At 58.0% G+C, this 22,217-nt stretch carries 18 protein-coding genes; 4 read left to right on the forward strand and 14 right to left on the reverse strand.

The genetic code is table 11. The features are described 5' to 3' along the window. Positions 1-71: 71 nt before the first annotated feature. The 11 genes from VGL38_15745 to VGL38_15795 all read right to left on the reverse strand — a co-directional run bounded on the left by VGL38_15745 (position 72) and on the right by VGL38_15795 (position 10,132). Complete coding sequence (locus VGL38_15745; protein HEY3296885.1) at positions 72-758, reverse strand: hypothetical protein; 687 nt, start codon at positions 756-758, stop codon at positions 72-74. Next, positions 755-1,084, reverse strand: coding sequence for a hypothetical protein (locus tag VGL38_15750; protein HEY3296886.1), 330 nt, complete (start codon positions 1,082-1,084; stop codon positions 755-757). Before VGL38_15750 ends, VGL38_15745 begins: the two co-directional genes overlap by 4 nt. Further along, positions 1,068-1,571: a hydrogenase maturation protease gene (locus VGL38_15755; protein ID HEY3296887.1), complete on the reverse strand. Its 504-nt coding sequence runs from the start codon at positions 1,569-1,571 to the stop codon at positions 1,068-1,070. The genes VGL38_15750 and VGL38_15755 overlap by 17 nt, the downstream gene beginning before the upstream one ends. 33 nt (positions 1,572-1,604) lie before the next feature. Then, positions 1,605-3,095 (reverse strand): Ni/Fe hydrogenase subunit alpha, encoded by a 1,491-nt coding sequence (locus VGL38_15760; GenBank protein HEY3296888.1) that lies wholly within the window; start codon positions 3,093-3,095, stop codon positions 1,605-1,607. Next, a complete protein-coding gene (locus VGL38_15765; GenBank protein ID HEY3296889.1) occupies positions 3,092-4,063 on the reverse strand; it encodes an oxidoreductase in 972 nt (323 codons plus the stop codon). Before VGL38_15765 ends, VGL38_15760 begins: the two co-directional genes overlap by 4 nt. A gap of 9 nt (positions 4,064-4,072) precedes the next feature. After that, positions 4,073-4,561, reverse strand: a complete 489-nt coding sequence (locus VGL38_15770) for a hydrogenase iron-sulfur subunit (GenBank protein ID HEY3296890.1) — start codon at positions 4,559-4,561, stop codon at positions 4,073-4,075. Then, a complete protein-coding gene (locus tag VGL38_15775) occupies positions 4,558-6,312 on the reverse strand; it encodes a 4Fe-4S dicluster domain-containing protein (GenBank protein ID HEY3296891.1) in 1,755 nt (584 codons plus the stop codon). The genes VGL38_15770 and VGL38_15775 overlap by 4 nt, the downstream gene beginning before the upstream one ends. 17 nt (positions 6,313-6,329) lie before the next feature. After that, positions 6,330-7,259, reverse strand: a complete 930-nt coding sequence (locus tag VGL38_15780) for an NAD(P)-binding protein (GenBank protein HEY3296892.1) — start codon at positions 7,257-7,259, stop codon at positions 6,330-6,332. Then, positions 7,256-8,143 carry a CoB--CoM heterodisulfide reductase iron-sulfur subunit B family protein gene (locus VGL38_15785; GenBank protein HEY3296893.1) on the reverse strand — a complete coding sequence of 296 codons (888 nt, stop codon included), beginning with the start codon at positions 8,141-8,143 and terminating at the stop codon, positions 7,256-7,258. The genes VGL38_15780 and VGL38_15785 overlap by 4 nt, the downstream gene beginning before the upstream one ends. Then, positions 8,143-8,736, reverse strand: a complete 594-nt coding sequence (locus VGL38_15790; protein ID HEY3296894.1) for a 4Fe-4S dicluster domain-containing protein — start codon at positions 8,734-8,736, stop codon at positions 8,143-8,145. Before VGL38_15790 ends, VGL38_15785 begins: the two co-directional genes overlap by 1 nt. A 412-nt stretch (positions 8,737-9,148) precedes the next feature. Next, on the reverse strand, positions 9,149-10,132 hold the full coding sequence (locus tag VGL38_15795) for a 4Fe-4S binding protein (protein HEY3296895.1): 984 nt from the start codon (positions 10,130-10,132) through the stop codon (positions 9,149-9,151). 638 nt (positions 10,133-10,770) lie between these two features. Here VGL38_15795 and VGL38_15800 point away from each other — a divergent pair. From VGL38_15800 to VGL38_15810, 3 genes are all read left to right on the forward strand, one after another. Further along, positions 10,771-11,982: a T9SS type A sorting domain-containing protein gene (locus VGL38_15800; GenBank protein HEY3296896.1), complete on the forward strand. Its 1,212-nt coding sequence runs from the start codon at positions 10,771-10,773 to the stop codon at positions 11,980-11,982. A gap of 150 nt (positions 11,983-12,132) precedes the next feature. Then, positions 12,133-13,374: a T9SS type A sorting domain-containing protein gene (locus VGL38_15805; GenBank protein ID HEY3296897.1), complete on the forward strand. Its 1,242-nt coding sequence runs from the start codon at positions 12,133-12,135 to the stop codon at positions 13,372-13,374. 67 nt (positions 13,375-13,441) lie between these two features. Continuing rightward, positions 13,442-16,687, forward strand: a complete 3,246-nt coding sequence (locus VGL38_15810) for a S8 family serine peptidase (protein ID HEY3296898.1) — start codon at positions 13,442-13,444, stop codon at positions 16,685-16,687. A 79-nt stretch (positions 16,688-16,766) separates the two neighbouring features. Here the strand turns inward: VGL38_15810 and VGL38_15815 are convergent, their stop codons facing one another. The 3 genes from VGL38_15815 to VGL38_15825 form a co-directional block, all read right to left on the reverse strand. Further along, on the reverse strand, positions 16,767-18,203 hold the full coding sequence (locus VGL38_15815; protein HEY3296899.1) for a hypothetical protein: 1,437 nt from the start codon (positions 18,201-18,203) through the stop codon (positions 16,767-16,769). A 321-nt stretch (positions 18,204-18,524) separates the two neighbouring features. Continuing rightward, positions 18,525-18,950, reverse strand: coding sequence for a plastocyanin/azurin family copper-binding protein (locus VGL38_15820; protein ID HEY3296900.1), 426 nt, complete (start codon positions 18,948-18,950; stop codon positions 18,525-18,527). A 129-nt stretch (positions 18,951-19,079) separates the two neighbouring features. Further along, on the reverse strand, positions 19,080-20,726 hold the full coding sequence (locus VGL38_15825) for an ATP-binding protein (GenBank protein ID HEY3296901.1): 1,647 nt from the start codon (positions 20,724-20,726) through the stop codon (positions 19,080-19,082). A gap of 153 nt (positions 20,727-20,879) precedes the next feature. Here VGL38_15825 and hemW point away from each other — a divergent pair, with 153 nt between their 5' ends. After that, on the forward strand, positions 20,880-22,058 hold the full coding sequence (gene hemW / locus VGL38_15830; GenBank protein HEY3296902.1) for a radical SAM family heme chaperone HemW: 1,179 nt from the start codon (positions 20,880-20,882) through the stop codon (positions 22,056-22,058). Positions 22,059-22,217 lie beyond the last annotated feature (159 nt).

Genomic DNA, 22,217 nt, shown 5'->3' on the forward strand with positions numbered 1-22,217 from the left:
TTAGCCAGCACGCTCCCGCGTGGTGCCGAGTCAGGACTGAGGGTCTTCTTTGACTTCTTGGGCTTCTTCCTTCACATTCCCAAAAACAGAATCCCTGCCCCGCACAGCGCAAGGATCGAGCCCGCCATAGCGTGCATGTAGCGGTCCAGATTCCAACGGGGCAACCATTCCAGTCCGCGCAGAGACGCCATCACCAGCACGGTCATGGTGCTGATACACGTCAGCCCGAAGGCAAGTGCCACGCCCGTAATCGCGAAGGCGTTGGCCGTGGTTGTGGCGGCGTACATAATCAGCGGGATCAGCGGTTCGCAGGGGCCAAACACAAAAATCGTAAATAACACCCACGGAGTCAGGTTCACCCGCTCGTGGTGATGTTCCTTCTGTCCGAGGTGCACATGCGTTAATCCGTCATGCGTATGCGTCAGCCGTGACTGCCGGACCGCATGCCGGATTCCCCAAACCGTGTAGGCCAGCCCGAAACCGAACAGCAGCCATCCGGCAATGGCACCCCGTGCCGACTCCAGCGCGGTAAGTTTAAGCACTTCTACGCCGAAAAGCAAGCCCGCCAGTCCAATCAGGACCGAACTGGTCACATGCCCCACACCACTGAGCAGGGTAATCGTCAGGGTCTTGCGGCGGGACCAGTGCCGCGCCTTGGCCATCGCCACAAACGGCACATAGTGGTCCGGGCCTAAGACCGTGTGCACAAAGCCCAGGGCAACCGCCGTGGCCAGCAACGTCAACACATGAGGGGTCACTTGGAGCCCTGACTCTTCTTCAGTTCCCGCGGATTGAAGGCATAGTCGTCAATCGTCATGGAGGGTGGAATGGGCCAGACGCCTGCGCCGCCACATTGCGGACACGGTTTCTTGTCTTCCATCCGCACTTCCATCAATCCCGTGCCTCCGCACCCATAACAGGGACGGCCCAGCACATTGGTGCCGCGCCCGTCGCAATAGGGGCAACGGTGCGCCTGATCCGCCCGCAAACAGCGATTATCCAGCCAGCCACGGCCACCACACTCTTCACATGGCCGCGGCTGGTTGTCCTGGATTTTTATCGTAGGCTTATTGTTTCCCGGCATATTGAACATCCTCGACGGCATTCTCAGCCACCCATGCTCGGATCCGAGCCAGCGCTCCATCCAGTGCGTCTCGCACCGGCTGGGTCAACTCCTCCGACAGGGTTTCCAGATCCTGCGCCTCCACGGCCACCACATCCACCACCTCCGGCATCTTAAGCCCCAGCCGCTTGCCCAGCTCGAGAGCCGTCGGCAGACTGATCTGATGACTGGTCGTCAAATGCTTCGAAGGAGTCAGCACTCCCGCCGGAAAACTGTGCAGTGTTCCGGCCGCCGCGGTGCCCGTGACAATCGTGTCCACAATCAGAATCTTGTCGCGCCCCTGAAACAGGTCCAGCAGATGGAATCCGGCCACAGGAGCAAATAGTATATCCGCGTGACGGTTCAGGTCCGGCTCATCCCGCAGGGCGCGGGAGACCGCCGGTCCAAAGGCGTCATCACTGACAATCTCGTTGCCGAGACAGAGAATTAAGAGCGGCTTGTTCGTAATAGATTACCGTCGGTTACAAACCGTGAAAATTCGTCAGCAGTTGCGGTACGTCGTGTCTACAATCTCGCCCGATTCCGCATCGTGTACCACCACTTCAAGCGGCATCTCGCCCGGCAAAGAGTGTGTGGCGCAACCGAAACACGGATCGTAGGCGCGGAACGCCATCTCAATGCGGTTCAGGGTGCCGTTGGTAATCGGCGTTCCCTTCTTAATCAGACCTTCCGCCGCGCGCTTGATCGACATCGTGATCGGCGCGTTATTGTTGGTCGTGCCCACAATCAGATTGGCTTCCGTCACCATACCGTTTTGATCGGTCTTGTAATGATGCGTCAGTGTACCGCGAGGTGCTTCGACAATGCCCACGCCTTCGCCAACGAAGTTTTCCTTCTTCGGCGGAACGTGGATCGTGTCTGACGTGATTTCGTCGTCCTTGGCCATCATCAGCGTCGCCTCGCAGGCGTACACCAGTTCGACGACGCGCGCCCAGTGAGTGGCCAGCGTGGCATGCACCATCGTCTTGCCGCTCTTGTCCTTGGTCAAAGTCTCGTAGAAGCGCTCGTACTCGGCCTGCGCCAGCGGCGTTGCCATGCCGTCCGACACATTCAAACGCGACAACGGCGATGCCTTGTACACGCCCGAATCCACGCCGTCCACAAAGCCCTTCCAGCCGATCTTCTTCAGATACGGGTATTTCAAATAGGAGTACGGCTCCACGTGCTCGGCCACATACTCCAGATAATCCTTCGCTTCGTACTCCGCGTGCTTCTTGCCGTCCGGTCCCACAACGCGCACCTTGCCTTCGTAGAAATTGACCTTGCCGTTCGCGTCCACGAGGCCCATGTTGTAGGTCTGGTGGGTGAAGCTGTTGGACAGAATCAGGTCCACGTAGGCCTTGTTCGCGAGCACCACGTCGTTCAGAATCTGGATCGTGAACTTGGCGAATTCCACCATCTGCTCGCCGAGCTTGATCATCTCCTGCTGCTCGGCCTTAGAAACCCGCTTGGACATGCCGCCGGGCAACGCCGTCATCGGGTGCACTTTCTTGCCGCCGATGATTTCGATAATCCTCTGCCCTGCCGCTCTCTGCGCAATCACGGCTTTGCCGGCCTCTAAACCGACCTTGGCCACCACGCCCAGAATATTCCGCTCCGCGGGAGGAGCATCGGGGCCGCACACGAAATCCGGTCCGCTCAGCGCGTAAAAATGCGTGGCATGATCGCCGGCATAGAACGCGTTGTACACCAGGTTCCGCAGCTTGGTCGCCGCCGGAGGCAGCTTCGCGCCGTACACTCCGTCCGCCGCTTTGGCCGCCGCCATATGGTGCGCATCCGGGCAGACGCCGCAGATCCGCGTCACAATCCGGCACAACTCTTCGACCGGCCGCCCCTGGCAGAACTTTTCGAAGCCGCGCAGCTCGGGAATCTGAAAATAGCAGTTGGCCAGCGACCCGTCATCGTTCACAAACAAGTGAATCTTGCCGTGACCTTCCAGACGGGTAATCGGATCGATGACAATACTCTTCATTTCTGCGACCTCCCGATAAGCGAATCCGCCAGCGTGAACCGGTAAAACGTTCCCAGCGGATCGGGAATCGTCGCCATAATGCGTTCCGCCTCTTCCGGATCCCGCGTGTCCACCACGCTCGCCAGAGCGCTCACCATTTTCGCCCCCTGATCCCGCACGTGAACCGGCATGCCGTAGCAGCCGCGGCAAGGCACATTGGCCGCCGGGCACTTGGCCCCGCAACCCGCCTTGGTGGCCGAGCCGACACACACAATTCCCTGCTCCAGAAGGCAAATGTCCGGATCGGGGATGATCTCGAAGGGACGGACAAATTTAGTGATTTTTTTGATGTCGCGCTTGCGCGTGCATTCGTCGCAGCAGGTGGACTCCGTCGCACCCAGCACCGTGCCCTTGGGCGGCAGCGGCTTGCCGTTCTTCAGAATATCAATCACCGCCTCGACAACCGCGGCAATCTGATTCGATTGCGGCGGGCAGCCGGGGATGATGTAATCCACATCCACCACCTGCGGCAAAGATCGCACCGTGTTCCACAGTTCCGGAATATGGATTTCTCCCTCCGGCATTTTCACCGTGGTTTGTGGATAAATCTTGTCCGGATTGTCCGTTGAAGGCGACGTCACATAGGCATACTTCATGATCTCTTCTTTGGTCGTGAAGTTCGCCAGTCCCGGAATGCCGCCTTCCGCCGCGCAGCTCCCGAACGCGCAAAGCACGACGGACTTCTGGCGCAGCAGTTTGGCCAAATGATAATTCTCTTCGGTGCGGATGGCTCCGTTGAATAGCGTCAGCGTGATGGATTTGTCTTCCATCTTCTCCACGTCTTCATATTTGAAATCCATCGCGCACGGCCAGAATACGAGGTCGAAAAAGTCCGCCACGGCCAGAATCTTGTCCTCGATGTCGAGGATGGCGACGTCACAACCGCCGCAGGACGCTGCCCAGTAAATGGCGAGTTTGGGTTTTGCCATGAGGTTCTCCTAACGCGCGGCTGGTTGATGGACCGTGTCCGCCGACTTTCCGTTGGGAGCAGGTCCCGCCGGATGTTCCGGATCGAAAACGGCTTCGTGCAGCTTCAGCGGCCCGAGGGCGCGAATTTGTTCGGTGAATTCCGTTACCACCTGCTGAAACCGGTTGCCTTCCGAGGCCGATACCCATTCCAGACGCAGACGGTTCGGATCAATGCCCATGCCTTCCAGCAGGGTCTTGGTCAGCGGGATGCGGCGCAGGCACTTGTAATTGCCCTCCACATAATGGCAGTCGCCCGGATGGCAGCCGCACACCAGAACGCCGTCCGCCCCGTGGCGGTAGGCATCGAGAATGAAGCCCGGGTCCACGCGGCCACTGCACATCACGCGCACGCTGGTCACGTTGGGCGGATACTTCAGGCGGGCCGTTCCGGCCAGATCCGCGCCCGTATAGCTGCACCAGTTGCAAAGGATGCCGAGTATTTTGGGTTCGAAACTCATGCCAGTATCCCTTCAATTTGGGCGTAAATCTGTTCATCGGTGAAGTGCAATCCCTTGATCGCACCGCTCGGACAGGCCGCCACACACGTTCCGCAGGCCTTGCACATGGCCGGATTGATGTTGCTGATCTTTTTGGCCTCGTCGTAGCTGATGGCATTGTACGGACACAGGCCGTTACAGATGCGGCAGCCGCTGCACAGTTCATCCTGGATTTCGGCGCACGCCGCATCGAGGAAAATCTCGCCCCGGTTCATCAGCTTCATCGCCTGGGCCGCCGCGGCTCCGCCCTGCGCCACCGTATCGGGAATGTCCTTGGCTCCTTGGCAGACACCGGCGAGGAAAATGCCGTCGGTGGTCGTGGAGACCGGTCCCAGCTTCGGATGGGCTTCGATGTACCAGCCGTCCGCGCCCGTCGAAATGTTGAATTTGCGGCCAACCTTCGAGGCGTCGGCGTTGGCTTCCAGCGCCGTGCACAGCACCACCATATCCACCGGAATCTCGCGGTACTTGCCGATCAGCGTGTCTTCACAGCAGACCATCAGACCGCCTTCGCCCGGACGGCGGTAGTGCGCCGGAATCACTTCCGCCGCCTTGCCGCGAATCACCGTCACGCCTTCTTCCAGAATGCGGTGATAGAACTCTTCGTAGCCCTTGCCATACGCGCGCATGTCGATGTAAAGCTGGTACACCTCGGCGGTGGTCTTTTCCTTGGCCAGATGCGCGAACTTCAGCGCGTACATGCAGCACACGCGGCTGCAATACTTGTGGTGATGGTCGTCACGGCTGCCGATGCAGTGCAGCAGGGCAATCGAGCGCGGCTCGCTGCCGTCCTGCATTACGATCTTGCCGCCCGTCGGACCCGCCGCGTTGTTCATCTGCTCGAACTCGATGGCGCTGACCACGTTCGGGTACTTGCCGTAGCCGAACTGCTTCATCGGGGACGGATCGAAATCCTGAAATCCCGTCGCCATGATCACCGTGCCGACGTCGATCTCTTCGATCTTGTCCACGTCATCATACTTGATGGCGTTCTTGTCGCACACCTCCGAGCAGATTTCGCAGCCGCCCGTCGAGAAGTGAATACAGTCTTCCGTGTGAATACGCGGCACATTGGGCACCGCCTGGCGGAACGTCAACGTGATCGCGTTGTTCGGTCCCAGGCGCATATCCTGATGCACCACCGGACGCTCTTCGATATCTTCCAGCTTGATGTGCTCCACCGGGCAGATCGTGGCGCACGCGCCGCACAGAATGCACTTGTCGGCATCCAGCGCGATGGGTGTCGTGTCGCCCTCCTTGACCTTCTTCAGGGACAGGGCCTTCACGCCCACGATTTCGTCGCACATCCGAATGCACAGCATGCAGCGGAAGCAGGTAATCTCCGGATCGCCGAACTTGGCGTCCGTGACATTGAGCTGCTTCTGCAGGTCTTTGAGCAGGGGGCTGGGCGCGCAGCGGTTCATCAGGCTCACCAGATTCTTCCGGCGGGCTTCCAGCGCCTTCTCCGACGTCGCACCGACCACCAGGCCTTCCTTGACCTTGTAGGTGCAGGACATTTCTATTTTGGAATCGCTCTTTCCGTCGCTGACTTCCACAGCGCACAGACGGCAGGCCGCGCGGGGTTCGAGGTGCGGGTACCGGCATGGCGCGGGAATATCAATTCCCATATCACGGCATGCTTCGAGTACGTAGCTTCCCTCCTCGACCTGGATCGGCTTTCCGTCAATGGTGATAGTAACTTTTGACATCATGTTCTCCTGAGTCGAGCTTAAACCGCATCCGCTACGGCGGGGGTCTTCGTTTCTTCCTTGGCCAGAGCAGGCATCTTGACCCCGCTCAGCATGTAGCCCTGATTGGCCACCTGCCGTCCAAGGATCAGTTTGCGCTTGGTCGGCACGGGCCGCGCCGGACAGGCTTCATAGCAGGCTCCGCAGCCGTTGCACAGGCTGGGGTCCACATAACGGGCCTTCTGGCGGACCTTCACCTTGAAGTTGCCGACATAGCCTTCCACATTCTCCACCTCCGTCCACGTCATCAACCGGATGCGGGGATGCTGGCCCACCGACACCATCTTCGGCGTCAAAATACAGGCCGCGCAATCCAGCGTGGGGAACGTCTTGTCGAACTTGGCCATGTGGCCGCCGATGGTGTCGTCCTTTTCCACCAGCACCACTTCGAAGCCCGCGTCCGCAAGCTGCAGCGAGGTTTCGATGCCGCCGATGCCGCCGCCCACCACCATCACGCGCGGCGTAATCTTCACGCGGCGCATTTCCAAAGCTTCGTGGAACTTCACGCGGGCCAGCGCGCCGTTGATCAGCCGCCGGGCCTTGGCCGTCGCACTTTCATAGTCCGTGGACACCCAACTGACCTGCTCGCGCACGTTGACCATTTCGAAGAAGTAGCGGTTGATGCCGCCGCGTTCCACCGCCTTGCGGAAGGTCGGTTCATGCATCAGCGGACTGCACGCCGCTACCACCACGCGATCCAGCTTGTGTTCCTTGATATCCTTAATGATCAGTTCCTGGCCGGGCTCCGAACACATGAAACGGTATTCGCGGGACACCGCGACGTCCGGATGCTTCGAAAACTCCTCGGTCAGCTTGACCACATCCACCATCTTCGCAATATTGGTTCCGCAGTGGCAGATAAACAGCCCGATGCGGACCTTGCCGCTGCCGTTGGTTGTGTCTCCGCTCATGCGACCGCCTTCCGGGCGTCCTTGCCCTTCAGTTTCGGATTCGTCAGCTTGACCATCAGTGTGTCCAATCCCAATTCCGCCGCGTCGATTCCCAGCGCCAAGCCTACAAGCTGGCTGAAATAGACGATGGGCATATTGTGGTTGGTATTGTAGCGCGCATTGATCGCCGGCTGATAGGCTTCAAGGTTCATCTGGCACAGCGGGCAGGCGGTGGAAATCACTTCCGCACCGTTGTCTTCCGCGCAGCGCAGCAGGTCATTGTTCAGATTGTGCGCCACCTGTTCGAAGGTCGTCATCAGCATGCCGCCGCAGCAGCGCACCTTGTCCGGATACGGCACCACGTCCGCGCCCAGTGCGCGCAGCAGTTGGTCCATGCTCTGCGGATCGTCCACGTCATCGAAAAAGCCCATCGGACGCACGATCTGGCAGCCGTAATAGGGCGCGACCTTCAATCCGTCGAAGCGGAATTTGGCCTTGGCCGCGATCTCATGCACGCCGACGTCATTCACCAGAATATCCAGCGGGTGGCGCACTTCCACGTGCTTCGTGTACGACAGGTTCGCCGCCCCGAGCGCTTCGTTGATCTGATCGCGGGACTTGGGATCCCATTCCATCTGGCGGTTGGTCTTGCGCAGAATCGTATAGCAGCTCGAACACGGCGCGCAGATGTCGCAGCCCATGTTTTGCGCCAGCGCGAGATTGCGCGCGGTCACCGAGTAACCCACCAGCTTGTCGACGGACATGTACATCGTCGCGCCGCAGCAGTTCCAGTCTTCGATTTCCCGCAGCCCGATATTCAGCGCCTTGAAAACCGCCCGCACCGATTGATCGTACGGCTTGCCGGTGGTCTCGAGGCTGCAACCGGGATAGTAGGCATATTCCATCAGTGTTCTCCCAGTTGTTTGGCGCGGTCAATGATCGCCCGCACTTCATCCACCTTCTTGATCGTCTTGGGCAGCACACCGAGCCGGCCGCGACTCATCATCGCAATTCCGAAACCCGCGCTTCCCGCCAGCTTCAGCGGCGAGACCTTCAGCAGGTAGCGGATTCCCAGGCCCATCTCATAGTTGCGCCCATACTTGTAGACATTATCGATAAACGCCTTGGAGAGCGCGTACACCGGAAACTTCTCCGGGTAAATCTTCTTCTCCATCGCCAGCCGCTTCAAGGCATACATCATGTCGGTGATCTTGATCTCCGCCGGGCAGCGCACCGTGCAGGAGTAACAAGACGCGCACAGCCAGATCGAGCGGCTCTGCAAAATGTCTTCTATGCGGCCCGCGCGCAGCAAAGCCACATTCTGCCGCGGCGTCGTGTCCATGATATAGGACACCGGACAGGATCCGGTGCATGTGCCGCACTGAATGCATTCTTTGAGTTTCTCGCCGTGCGGAATACTCTTCACCTGCTGCCAGAAAGAGGCTCGCAGTTCGGCCTCGGTCTTGACTGCCGGTTCCGTGAAGGTCTTTTCGGCCATTTATCCTCCGCTATCAGTAAGGTTCGAGTCTGTGAAGCCGAGAAGAAGATAAGCTTATCTGGTAGTGAATTGGGAAATAATTCACAAGCCATTCTATAAAAAAATGGCTTGCCATTATCCCACTTTAACAGACTCGTTCCAACTATGACGAACCTGTTACGTTCCAGACTAATTGACTATCTTATCGGCAAAGCAAATATACGGATTTTCCGCCGGATTTGCAAGCCACCTTGCGAAAACTATCACAACGGGTCTTGTTATCTAAAAACAGGTTTTTCATAACTATACATCAGCGCTCCCAAAACCCTTTTTTGACGGAGGCAAGTGCTGTGCGGCACTTGCCCCGGTTCCAGATGATCTCTCGCTTCCCTGTCCCTGATCTCACGGCTTGAGTATTGCTTATTTGCCCCACTCACCTGCCGGGGTGCCCGTACTCGGGGCCGTTCAGATGGGTGACGTGGTAGCGGTAGGCGTCATCGCTCACGCTGGTCTGCCAGATGCCGAAGATCCGCGCGGAGATCACAAACAGCAGAAACGTGGCTGCGATGATGATGCCCACTTTGCGCATCGTGGGTTTCCAGTTGGGAGTGCCGAAATGCAGGGTGTCCTTGACGGGGCAAACCTCCACGCATTCCATACAGCCGGTGCATTCGACGGAAATGATGTTGTTCTTGATCATGATCGGCAACCGCGCCGGGCAGACCTTGTCGCATTTGGCGCAGTCGATACACGAGGTGGGGTTGCGACGGACTCGCATCGGCGAGAGCCAGGAGAAGAGTCCCAGCAGCGCGCCGTAGGGACACAGGTACCGGCACCAGAAGCCCTGCACAAAGATGCTGCCGAGAATCAGGACGGCAAAGACGCTGATGCCGACCGTCCCGAGCTGCACGAAGAACAGCGCCATCTTGACGTCGACGACCTGATTGTACGGGCTGGCAATGAAGGCATTGATGCCGGCCATGCCCATGATGAAAAAGGCGGAGACGAAGAAGCTCAGGAGCACATACTTCAGTGCCATCAGCGAGCGGTCCACCATGCGCGGCAACAGGAAGTTGCGGCCAAAGATCTTCCTCCCCACCTTGGCCAGCATCTCACTGATCAGTCCCACCGGGCAGAGCCAGGAGCAGAAAGCCTTGCGGAAGAGAAAGGAGATGGTGAGAAACGCCAGAAACAGAATGGTGGCGGCGGGATGGATGGTGTTGATGGCACCTTGATGGATCCAGTCCGCCAGTCCGAGCATGCCGCTAATGGGCAGCCAGCCTTCCACTCCCGGAGGACGGGTGGGCAGCGGGCCGGAGGTGGTGGTCTGCGCGGCATGGACAAAGCGGTAGAACTGAATGCCGACGGCCACATTGACCAAAGCGAACCCGATTTGCAGCCCGCGCCGCCAGGACATCGCGCTCTTTTTGCGTTTTGGCTTAAGTTCGGGCTTGGTTTTAGGCTTTTCAGCCGCTGAAACAGGGGTATCCATAAGGGGATGGGATGGCTGTAAGATGTTTGCTTCCAATATACAAAACCGGCGCAACCCCGTTCTTATCCCGGAGCAAAACCCGAATCTTTACACGGAAATTTTATTTGACCAAACGAACCCCGTTACCTGAAGAAAATACTGAAATTCTGACGGTGCGAGCACGGTATACCGTGCCCCTGCGGCGGATTTTGACATATTTAGGGCCACTGATTGGCTGATGAATTTGCCTAAACCTGAATTGTAAGGGCGGGTCAAGCGGAACCGCCAATTCTCCGATCTTAATATATGAACAAATGTGCCGGAATCCAAGGCGGCGGAACAACGGAAAATAGGAAATTAGAAATTGGAAGTGGGAAAACGGAGGGGTGGCCTCTGGGAGATGCGGCGGTGCAGCTTGTGCACTGGACTTGACAATATGGGTAGAGTGTTGTATGTTGAATTTAAAGCGGCATGGGCGGCGGGCAAATGGCGCGGGGGATTCAGACCGTGACACACCGGATGAAGCGAACTTATTGTAAAGCAAACAAGTTCGCTTTTTTGTTGGCCTTTGGAGACATGAAGCTATGAAAACTCTACTTTGGATTGCTTTGGTGGGTGTAAGCCTCTTCTTAGGAGAGGCCAGGGCTTGTCAGGACCCATGGCGATTCCTTGGGCAGCCGTCACCCTTGATGTACTGTGCCATTATCAACCCGGCGGACCGCTCGCAGGTGCTGGCTGGTGCGTATGCTCATGTGGGGGATCCACAAGGTGGCGGGGTCTATACGTGCGGGGAAACCGACAGCGTCTGGCATTACGTGGGCTTACGCGGCCTCCGCATTTTCCGGCTGGTGTGCTACCCCTACTGCCGGTCCAACCTCTTTGCCGCCACCGATCACGGGATCTACATGCAAATTGAGGACTCCACTTGGACGTCGCTGGGGGGCGGTGACCGCGATTTTATGATCTGCCCGTCCGATACGTCTCTCTGGGTAGCCCTAAGCGCTCCGGAGGGTTACGGCAGCATCTATATTTCGCGCGACAGCGGACAGCATTGGTCGTGGTTCGGCGGGCCGACAGACTATCATCCGTTCTTCTGGGCACACAACGCGCCGCAAGTTTTCTACTATACGGCGGAGCACACATTGTGGCGAGCCAGCATTCCTGACACCATTTTTCGTCCCGTGCTTTACATGATTGACCCAATTCAGGGTACCGCGTACCATCCCACGCAACCGTGGGTGTATGCCCTTAGCTATAATCACATCGGCCGCTATGATGAAGTCACGGGAGATACCCTGGTATTCCCGCTCCCAGACAATACGGCACTCGGTCATAGCATCGCATACACTGAGCGGGGATTACAGGTGTGCGTTGATGGAGGCAATTTGCGCTTTTCCGACGACCTGACCGAGTGGCAGACGGATACAGCGAATACCGTTCCCGGCCAACTTCTATACGCCTCGCCTGACCATTGCCTGGCCATCAATGGGGCGGGAATCTATGTGTCCGGCGTCCCCGATGCCGCCGCGCCTGTCCGGCCACTCCCGGTTACGCCCGTTCTATCCGTCTATCCCAACCCCAGCAACGGCGGCTTCGTGGTCACCTATGACCGGCCTGCTCTGCTCCAGATGTATGATGTGTTGGGGCAGGAGGTTTATTCCCAGCGCATCCAGCGTCCGGGATCGGTGTGGCTGGATCCGCCGGGGCTGTCTTCCGGCATTTACTTTCTGAAAGTGACGAACCTGACCGGCAGCCGGGAAAACATTCCGCCTGCAAAAATAATTCTGCTTAAATGAAACTGGAGGTCCGAGTGAAGCCTAATCATGATTTCACATCTTCGGCAAAGCATTGATCCTATCGTTAGGCAGTCGTATCTTGTTTATCAACCTGCAGAGGCGGCGGGAACGGATCGGAACATCGGGTGGCGTTTCAGGAGACAGAACACTATGAACACTCTACTTTGGCTGGCATTGACAACCTTCACCCTCTTCCTCACAGAAGCCAAGGCCTGCGATGGCCCGTGGCGGTATCTGGGGTCGCCGCCGTGGGAGGTGATGTGCGCCATACCCGATCCGGGGCAGCCGTCGCGTGTGCTGGCGGGTACGTATATGGACTGGGAGATCCCGAGGAGTGGTGGCGTGTGGTCCTGTGCCGACAGCGACACGGTTTGGGAATATGCGGGGCTGGCCGGACACCGCGTCTTCAGCCTCTCCTATTACCCCTATTGCCGCCCCAACGCCTTTGCCGCCACCGGGGACGGTTACTTCATGCGAACGGCGGACACCACGTGGATCCGCGTGGGAGGAATTGCATCTACATGGGTCTACGAAAGCGAGTTCCTGATTTCCCCGGAAGACACCTCTCTGTGGCTGGCCACCAGTTCTGACCCTGACTTCGGCGGCTTTCTCAAGGTCTCCCGCAACAGCGGTCAAAGTTGGAGTAATATTGGCGGCGGAGACCCGGTCAATAGTCTGTTGTGGTCCGGCACTCTCGATCACACCTTCTACTTGGCCTGGATTTGGGATTTTTACCAAGCGGTCGTGACGCCGGATTCCGTCATCCTGACCCGTTTGCCGTTTCCCCAGGAGGTCGAGAGCCTGACACGGCATCCGCAGCAGCCGTGGGTTTATATCGGTGGCGCGTACCACATGGGCAGGTATGACGAGACCACAGGGGATACCATGACGGTGGGGCTCCCGCAGGGGGTCACGCATGTCTACAAGGTGGCGTATGGCAGTGATGGCCTTTTAGTGCGGGCTTATCAAGGGCTCTACCGCGTGTCCGATGATCTCAGTCAATGGGAGCTTCTCGACAACACGGTGAACACAGGTCCGACGCGGTTTTTCTACACGTCGCCGAATGGCTGCGTCATAAGCGACTCGAATCGCATCTACATTTCCGCCGCACCAGATGCGGCTGCGCCGGCGCGCGCTGCCCCTTCGTTGCCCACGGTGAGTGTGTTTCCCAACCCCACCAATGGCGGACTCGTGGTGTCCTGCGGCTCTCCGGCTCGCTTCGTCGTGTTCGATTTGCTCGGGCGGGCAGTCAAGGAGGCCACACTGGAACGCCCCGGTTCGGTGTGGCTGGACCTGTCGCGAGTCCCGTCGGGAATTTACTTTCTGCACACGACAGAACTTTTGCGCAATCGGACAAACGGTCCGGCTGTAAGGATAACTCTAGTCAAGTGATCAAGGAGGTCACGTGAACGGACATGGTTTCTTAAGATGTCTCAGGCTATGCACGTGTGCGGCTGATTTGCTCTTTGTAACTGTGGTCGCCGGACTCGGCCAACCGATTGGCACCGAGATGTGGAAGGGCGAAAATGCAGAAATGGTTAAGGGACACGCGGTTCTGACTGTCAAGAGCGACAGCGGCTTCGCAGGCTTGAGCAACTTGTGCGCCAAGTACTCGGTTACAGTGTCCGGCCAGCATCCGGGCCTGCGCATGTATTACCTGAGCTTTCCGGAGTCGCTCGCGGTAGTGCCAATTTGTGCGGACTTCGAAGCCAATCCAAACACCAATCACTGCGATCCTGACCTCATCTTCTACCCGCAAACAGCGGACTCATGCTGGCCGTGGCAGTGGAGCTTCAAGAACACGGGGCAATACGGCGTCCCCGGTGGCCCAGGTACGCCAGGCGCGGACATGATGATGGAAGAGGCCTTCACGATTACCAAGGGATCACGGGCAACGAGGATCGCGATACTTGACAGCGGTGTCCCTTACAACGACGCGACACACCGACTGACCCACCCGGACCTCGCCGACTCTACTCGCATTTTGCTTGGGCGAATCAGTATTGATAGCCTTGGAGGAGATCGATCATACGATGACCGCTACGGCCACGGAACCCATGTTGCCGGGATTGCGCTGGCTGAGGAAAACAACTACGGCGTCGTGGGGGTCTGTCCACAGTGTACTGGCGTCATAGAGAAGATTACCTATTGGGGCAACGGGCTCGCGTCTTTCCAGAACTACATTGACGGTATGTGGCATGCCGATACTGCCTTTCATAGTCCGATTATCAGTATGAGCTACGGGCGAGTATCCACTGACATACCAAATTGCACGCTGGTTATTGACAGCATAAGCAACCATGGTGCTATATTCGTCTTTCCTTCTGGAAACGATAACACGCTTCACATGACGGAATGCAAGTATCCTGCAAGGCTCTCGAATACATTGCCTCACGTCATGGCCATTGCGGGGACGAACCTAAATGACCGGCGGTGGAGGTCATTAAAGGTGTCAGTGGACGGTGATACCTCGCGGTGGACTTCAGTTTGCGGCTCGAGTGTCACAGTCGCCGCACCAGCGGGCGGCTTGGGCGATGCCTTTAGCCCTGATGATTGCATGGATATCGTATCCGACAGGCCAATCCCGCCCGTGTTTGGAGATTCAGACACCCTAATGTGCGGGGTCTTCCCGGACGAGGCGGTGTGGTACAAAGACGGGACCTCGATGGCAACACCTGCCGTTGCCGGTATTGCAGGCCTGTTGAAATCTTACGACTCCACCCTCACCGCAGTGGAGATAAAGGAGATAATCCAACAGTCTGCGGACCGTGTTTACGGAGACACGCTGCAAGCCGTTCGGAATGATACCGTGGGCTATGGCCGCGTCAACGCCTTCAAGGCTCTGTTGCGCGCACCGGGGGTAAAGACTCTTCAGACGAGTTTGACGGTGCGCAAACACATCTATGACGTCAACAGCCCCTATTACATTGAAGGCGGCTTGGTCGTCCCGGCGGGCATTACCTTGACGTTGCAACCTGGTGCCCGGCTGACATTTGGACCAAACGCCTCTATCGAGGTGCAGGGCAAATTGAGCGTCCTGGGCACCACCACGGATACGGTGCGCTTTGAAGCGGCAAATCCGGCGCAGCCCTGGCAGGGGATTCATGTGAACGGCGGGGAGGCCCATGTGGCTTACGCGGTGATCAAGGGAGCCACAGTTCCGTTCTTTTCCGAGAACGCGGCGGGGCTGGCGACGCCACTGGAACTGCGGGACAGCCGGATTATCGGCGGCATAACCGGTCTGCGCATCTGGGGCAGTTCCACCCGCAACCATGTGGTGGAGCGGGTGATCGTGCAGGACGTGCCGAACCTCGCCAGTCACGCCGGGCTGTATTTCCTGAACACGAATGTGACGGCCACCGATCTGACGGTCAGAAATTCGGGCTATCGCACCGGCTACATCGTCAACACGACCGGAACGTGCACGCGCGGTTTCTTCAACGGAACAGCGGCCAACTATGGGCTGGCGTTCAGCGGCCCGACCACGGGAATGCTCTTCCGCTGCAGCACCATTGACCATATCGGTCCGTCCGGTTATCCCAGCGCTTCCGTGTGGTGCATCAGTTCGGCGGCTCCGGTGTTCGGCGATCTTCCGCTTCCGACGGCGGTAAACAACTCGATCGTGGACAAGACGGCTTTCCTGATTCGCTTCACAGGCATTGGCGGGCGTCCGGTGATCGACGGGCGGTTGAACCGGCTGGAGCAGCTTGAGACCGCGAACGGCACAAAGTTCATCGCTTGGGATAGCTATGTCAGCGGCACACAGTATAGCGCCAAGGTCACCTATTGGGGTGGTATCGTTCCGCAGACGAGCAATTTCGAACCCAACGATCCCCGCTTCTGGAACTTCAATAGTTATCGCTTAACCGATCCCGGTCTCTGCCCGCAGGGAAGCCCGCTTGATGAGGAGGTGGCGCTGGATTCGGCATTGTATTTGGAGCAGACGGAAGCGTGGACCGAAGCGCAAAGCGCGTATCTGTCGATTGCCGCAGATGAGTCCGCCGAGTTTTCCGCCCGTGCCCGAGCCGCAGCGCGTGCGTTGATGATGGACCGGAAGACGCAGAGCATGACCGAAACGCAGACGGCGAATTTGACCGATGCGATTCTCGCGGGGGCAACCTCGCTAAGAGACTCCGTGATGCTGGAACGGACCCGGCTCTGCTTCCTGACAGACCGGACCGAATACGCGCAAGCGATTCAGGGCCACGCGGCGCTGCTGAACCGGGGGCTCGACCCCGAGGACTCGCTGTTAACGGTGATGGACATTGCCCACGTGCAGTTGCTGGCCGGAGAAGGCACCGGCAGCGGATTGGATGCCGTTCAAGGCTCGCTCCCACCCCGCCTGACCGTGACGTCCCGCGAGCAGGGTTTGAGCATGGTCAATCGCGCGATGGAATCGTTGCTGGGCCTGCACAGTAGCCCGCACGTCTCCGACATCCCAACCGATTATACTCTCTACCAGAACTACCCGAATCCCTTCAACCCCGTGACGGAAATCCGGTTTGATCTTCCCGAGGCGGCGCGGGTTGAGTTGAAGGTGTTCAATACGCTCGGTCAGCTGGTGACCACGCTGGTCAGCGAGACGCGTCCGGCAGGATCGTACACCGCGATGTGGGACGGCAAGGACGTGGCGGCGGGCATGTACATCTATCAACTGAAGGCCGGAAACTTTACCGACGCCAAGAAGATGGTGCTCATCAAGTAAAGCTGAAAGCAAAGAGTAGAAAGCAAAAACGGCGGGCCTTGCGGGGCTCGCCGTTTTCATACGTAGAATAGGGCAGCAGCTATCGCGCCGGAGACAGCGGGGGTGATGCGGCGTGGACGGCGCGGACTTGGTAGAAGGTCTTGGGGTGCGCGGCGGCGTAGCCGGGGTCGGTGAAGGTGGTGGCAGCGGTGGTGCCGGCAAGATCAGTAAACACGGTCTGCGAAGGATTGGCGGAACGGAAGACCTCATAGCTGTCCGCTCCGGCGACGGGCTGCCAGGCCAGCAGCAGATCATCTCCCTGCGAGATCACCGTCAATCCCTGCGGCGAATCCAGATCACGCATCGTAAAATCGGCATCGGACTCATCACGGACCGACGTCTGATAGGACCAGATGCCCACGCGGCAATGAGTGCTCGCGGTGCCGGCGGCGGTCCAGGCAAAGGAACCTGTATCCGGCACAAGCCCGCTGATCTGCACCCAGGGCCCCGCCGGATAGTTGTTGTTCAGTTCAATAACAACCTGCGTTCCGGCCAGATGCTCCGAGGTCCAGGTGATGGTCTGAGGCGATCCTAACAGCCAGTTCTCTCCCCCATTGGGCGTGGTGACCGTAATGGTGGGCGTGCTGACCGTGAAGTCGGCAGGAGAAATGCCGTTGACCTCGGGCACAAACCAACTGGAGACCCGGAAGCGGCAATGGGTACTGGCCGGACCGGTCGCAACCCAGCCGATCTGTTCCAGATTGGGAAAGAAGGTGTAGATCCTCTCCCACGGGCCATTGGGGTAATCGCGGTTGATATCGAGATTGAGTTCATGCTGAATATTGGCCGACTGCCACGTGATGTACTGCTGTCCGCCAATCGGCCAGTCTTCTCCCCCAACCGGCGCGGTAATGGTAATGGTTCCCAGGACAATCCGGAAATCGGCGTCGGAAATATCACTGACAAAGGGCGGCGAGTCGCTGGACACGCGCATACGGCAGTGGTTGCCTCCGGGTCCGGTGACCGTCCACCCGTAATAGGGCGGATTCGGAAGATGGGTGAACAGCGTGTCCCACGTGCCGGACGGATAGTCGCGGTTCAGAGCAATGGTGACGGTCGAAGCCAGATTAGTGGAGTTCCAAATGATGTCATTGCTGCTCCCCACATCCCAGTGCTCGTTTCCGTTGGGGCTGGCAATGGTGATGGTGGGCAGCGCCGTTACCGTGATCGTGCCCTGCATGACCGTCGGATGCACCTGACAAAGGTAATGGAAGGTGGAGTCCCCGATGCTGCTGAAGACAAAACTGTAGTCCCACGGGGCCGTTGCCGCGGTGTTTCCGAACAGCGCGGGAGTGGCATTGTGGTGGACACTGTGAAACCCGCTGGAGCAGTGCCAGTGTACCGTATCCCCGTGGACAATGGTCAGCGTAGCCGGGGTAAAGACAAAATTGCTGACATCCACATTCCAGACGGTAGCCTGCGCGACGCTGCTCAGAACGATCAGCAGTCCGATAGTCAAACCAGTAAGTTTTCTCACGAATGGACTCCCTATACTCTTGTACCCTATCGAGATATATATTCTTGACTTCTTTGTCCTGAATACACGGCGATCTGTCTTGCGGAGGGTCAGCCTGCCCGTCCCTATTTAGAACAGTGTCGTAAAGAGAAAAGTTTCCATTGATGATCTAATTTTCCAATCAATTCCCTCGGCGCGGCCCAAATACAAAAGGCACAGCCAGTGGGCCATGCCTTTTGATGCTCGCGCGGGAACGAATCCGGCGGGCAAACGTGAGAATCAACTTGAACGGGAAACGCGGCGGTGGTATTTTGTCCCCAGCACCCGGCGAGCCGACTTAGCTTACTGCACGGTAATGCTTCCGGTCATGGCCACTCCGTGAATGCGGCAGTAGTAAGGGAATGTCCCCGCCTGACTGAAGGTGTGGGTGAATGTGGCTCCGCCGGCCATGTTGCCACTGTCGAAGGTGCCGTTGGGACTGCCCGGCGCACCGCTGGTCACCGTATGCGGAATCCCGTCCTTATTGGTCCAGGTAATCATCGTGCCCACGCTGACCGTTTTGCTCGACGGATTGAACTGCGTGTTCTGCATCCAGACCTCATTGGCGCCTGGACCGCCCGGATTCCCTATCGGATTGTTATTGTTCCCGCTATTGCTGCTACAGCCCGCAGCAAGGCCAAAAATCAGCACGAGGACGGCCAGCGCAACCACCACCACGGCGGTAATGCGGAAGACCTTGCTCTCCATGACTCCCTTGAACGTTGCCATACTTGTCCTCACAACATCTAAACGCCATAACACAAAGAAACCAAAACAGTTACTGATTGGTTGATTGATGCTATGCTCTCACTCGGGAGGCAAGCGCGGAGTTCCGAAGACGGAAAGAGCCGTTAAGAATTATAGGGCGGGCTTGCGGTGACGGGGGAAGATGACGGTAAAGGTGGAGCCTTCGCCGGGAGCGGAGGTGACGCCGATTTCGGCGCCGTAACGCGCCAGAATGCTGCGGCTGGAAGATAAACCAAGCCCCGTGCCGGTAGGCTCGCCGGGTTTGGCATCCTGACTCTTGGGCTTGGTGGTGAAGAACGGCTGAAAGAGCTTCTGCCGGACGTCTTCACTCATGCCGCAGCCGGTGTCGGAGATCGTGACGATGACATGAGTCTCCGTCGACTGCGTCCGCACCGCGAGCACCCGCTGTTCACTCTTGAACATGGCGTCGATGGCGTTGCGCAGCAGATTGCCGATTACCTGCGAGAAGTCGATGTACACGCCGTAAAGGGTGGGCGAGTCGGGATCGAGTTCGATGATCTTCTTGACATCATGCTTGAAGAATAGGTTGGCGTCGAGGAACCGCAACTCGGTGCGAATGATGTCTTCGATCAGCAGATCCTGCGGCTGGCTTTCCCGTTCACTGCGCGACTTGTGCAGCAGGTTGGCCACAATGTCGCGCATGGCAATGGCCTGGCTCCGAATCTGCGCGATCTCCTGCTGGCCGGGCTTGGTCAATTCAATCAGATCACAGAAGCCGAGAATGCCGGTGAGCGGGCCATTCAGGTTGTGCGCGATGCCCGCGGAGAGCGTGCCGAATTCGGCCAGTTTGCTCTCGCGAATCAGTTCGATTTCGAGCTGGTGATTCTGTTTCTCGACGACCCGCTGATCGGTGATGTCCTTGGCCATGAGCATGACCATCGCCTTCTGGCCGGACTCAAACAGGAAGCTTCGGGTGACCAGAAACACACTGCCGTCGGAGCCATCCAGTTCGAGGGTGCGGCCTTCATAGGCAGACGCCAATCCTTGCAGATCGGAGTTGTCGAATCTGGCGAATTGGTTCAGCCAGCGGTGACAGATGACCGGGAGTTCATAGGGCTCGAAGACCTGCTCCGCAGCCGCATTGGCATAGAGGATGTCTCCCGCAGGCGAGAGCAGAATCAGCATATCCCGCATGGCGCGGATGAAGAGTCCAAGACGGTCGCGTTCGGCGCGCAGATAGCGCTCGGTGGCCGCGCGTTCTCCCACGTCCCGTCCGACAACCACGGCAAATGCGCCGTGCCCCGCCTTGGAAACGGCAGCGGTGAACTCCACAAGCCGCGGACGGACATCTTTGATGGCAGAGGGGACTTCAATCACGTGTACGCCACCGGCGCCGGCATCTTCAAACAGTGTGCGCGCCGCCTTGCGTTCAGGTTCGGGGAAAAGGTTGAGGAAGTGCCGCCCGGCCAGGGTATTCCTTTCAAGGCCTACCCATTCGGCGAAGCGATGGTTTGCCTCAATGATCTCGCCTTGCTCCCGATGCAGAATGATCACCGCATCGGGGCCTTCCAGCAGCAGTTCAAGCAGTTCGGGCGGCTCTTCCTGTTCGGCAGTGGCAGCCTTGGTAGGCAGACCACCACGGCGCAGACGCGAGCCACCGAGGAAAGATTCGACGAAGTCCGCAAGACCACGAGCCGCACCGGGGCCTCTCCGGTCGGCAGAGAGCTTTCCCGACTCGGGCTGGAGGGCGTCCGGTCCATTGTCAGCAAAGTGGTTTTGCGGAGCGTCAGCGCTCATTAAGATCCATTCAGAAAAGGTAAAGCTTGCCGCACCGACGTGCCGGAGCGACCGGACTTTGCCTATATGCCCGTTGTAATTCCAGCCAAAAACTGTGCTTGGTTCTGAGGTTGTGAGATTAGAGAGTATCCGGATAAGGTTTGAGCAAACCAGATGCCATTACATTTGTATTTTCATTTGCCCTATTGTAGACGCAAGTGTCCATATTGCGACTTCTATAAACAAGTGCCCCGCAGCGGGGAGCGCCAACGCTTTATCCAGGCACTACTTACAGAAGCAGTATTGGCGAGAACGCAGTATGACATTCTGACCGGCCCTGCCCTAACAGTTTATTTCGGCGGAGGCACACCTTCCTTGCATCCTCCGGAAGAAATTGGAGCGCTGATTATGCAAGCGCGCGAGTTGTGGGGAATTCAAGACAGCGCGGAAATTACTTTGGAAGCAAATCCCGGGACGCTGACCGCAGAGATGCTGGCAGGATGGCGCCAGGCGGGCGTAAACCGGTTGTCTCTGGGCGCGCAATCCTTCTCGCCGCGGAAATTGGCCCTGCTCTATCGTGACCACACGGCAGATGAAACCGAAAAAGCAGTGAAATTGGCCCGTGCAGCAGGCTTCAATAACTTGTCTTTGGACCTGATCTTCGGTCTGCCGGGCGAAACACTGGATGAATGGCGGACGGATCTGGAGCAGGCTTTCGCACTGGCGCCGGAGCATGTGTCGCTGTACAATCTGGAGTTTCATGAAGGCACGCCCTTTGACCGCTGGCGGGCAAGCGGCAAGCTGGTGCCTCTTTCCGAAGATGTTGAAGCGGACTTGTATCTGGCCACGCATGTGTTCTTCACACAGCGGGGCTATGAGCACTATGAAGTATCCAATTTTGCCAGGCCCGGATACCGTGCGGCGCATAACTCGGCCTATTGGGAGCAGAAACCCTATCTGGGATTGGGGCCATCGGCGCATTCCTTCGACGGAAAGCGCCTGCGGTTTTTCAACAGGCCCGACCTGCATGCCTATTTCGCGGAGATTGAGGCAAATCGTCTGCCCGTAGGCGGACAGCAGATGCTGACGGTCCAGGAGCATCTTGAAGAGTGGATCTCTCTGGCTCTGCGGCGCAGTGACGGGATTCTATGGGCGGCGGCCATCGAACATTTGGGTGAACCGCTGGCGCGTCGGTTATGGGCACGCGCGGAAGAATTGCCGGAAGCGCTGCGCGTGTGGAGTGCAGAACATTTTGCGCTGTCGGCGGAGGGTTGGTTCCGGGAGAACAGTGTGCTCCTCTTCCTGTATCAAGCCTTGGAGACGAATACTGCGCCATCGGCGAGCTATTCTTAGTGCATCCGAATATGAATCATGTTGAGCGATAGATGTCGTGTGGTGTGCATAACCCGGTGAGAAACCGGGTTTTCTTTTGCTCAATAGATACCCTGTGGAACTTGACATTGTTATGACGCAATCGTACACTATCTTTGGATAAGAGACGATGGAGTATGT

It is taken from the genome of bacterium (genome assembly GCA_036504735.1).
Taxonomy (GTDB): Bacteria; Electryoneota; RPQS01; order RPQS01; family RPQS01; genus DASXUQ01.

Coding starts and splice junctions, on each gene's coding strand:
- VGL38_15765 (HEY3296889.1), bottom strand. CDS start 4,063: ATGGCAAAACCCAAACTCGCCATTTACTGGGCAGCGTCCTGCGGCGGT.
- VGL38_15775 (HEY3296891.1), bottom strand. CDS start 6,312: ATGATGTCAAAAGTTACTATCACCATTGACGGAAAGCCGATCCAGGTC.
- VGL38_15750 (HEY3296886.1), bottom strand. CDS start 1,084: ATGCCGGGAAACAATAAGCCTACGATAAAAATCCAGGACAACCAGCCG.
- VGL38_15820 (HEY3296900.1), bottom strand. CDS start 18,950: ATGGCAACGTTCAAGGGAGTCATGGAGAGCAAGGTCTTCCGCATTACC.
- hemW (HEY3296902.1), top strand. CDS start 20,880: ATGCCATTACATTTGTATTTTCATTTGCCCTATTGTAGACGCAAGTGT.
- VGL38_15780 (HEY3296892.1), bottom strand. CDS start 7,259: ATGAGCGGAGACACAACCAACGGCAGCGGCAAGGTCCGCATCGGGCTG.
- VGL38_15760 (HEY3296888.1), bottom strand. CDS start 3,095: ATGAAGAGTATTGTCATCGATCCGATTACCCGTCTGGAAGGTCACGGC.
- VGL38_15790 (HEY3296894.1), bottom strand. CDS start 8,736: ATGGCCGAAAAGACCTTCACGGAACCGGCAGTCAAGACCGAGGCCGAA.
- VGL38_15795 (HEY3296895.1), bottom strand. CDS start 10,132: ATGTCCTGGCGGCGCGGGCTGCAAATCGGGTTCGCTTTGGTCAATGTG.
- VGL38_15825 (HEY3296901.1), bottom strand. CDS start 20,726: ATGAGCGCTGACGCTCCGCAAAACCACTTTGCTGACAATGGACCGGAC.
- VGL38_15805 (HEY3296897.1), top strand. CDS start 12,133: ATGAACACTCTACTTTGGCTGGCATTGACAACCTTCACCCTCTTCCTC.
- VGL38_15785 (HEY3296893.1), bottom strand. CDS start 8,143: ATGGAATATGCCTACTATCCCGGTTGCAGCCTCGAGACCACCGGCAAG.
- VGL38_15800 (HEY3296896.1), top strand. CDS start 10,771: ATGAAAACTCTACTTTGGATTGCTTTGGTGGGTGTAAGCCTCTTCTTA.
- VGL38_15770 (HEY3296890.1), bottom strand. CDS start 4,561: ATGAGTTTCGAACCCAAAATACTCGGCATCCTTTGCAACTGGTGCAGC.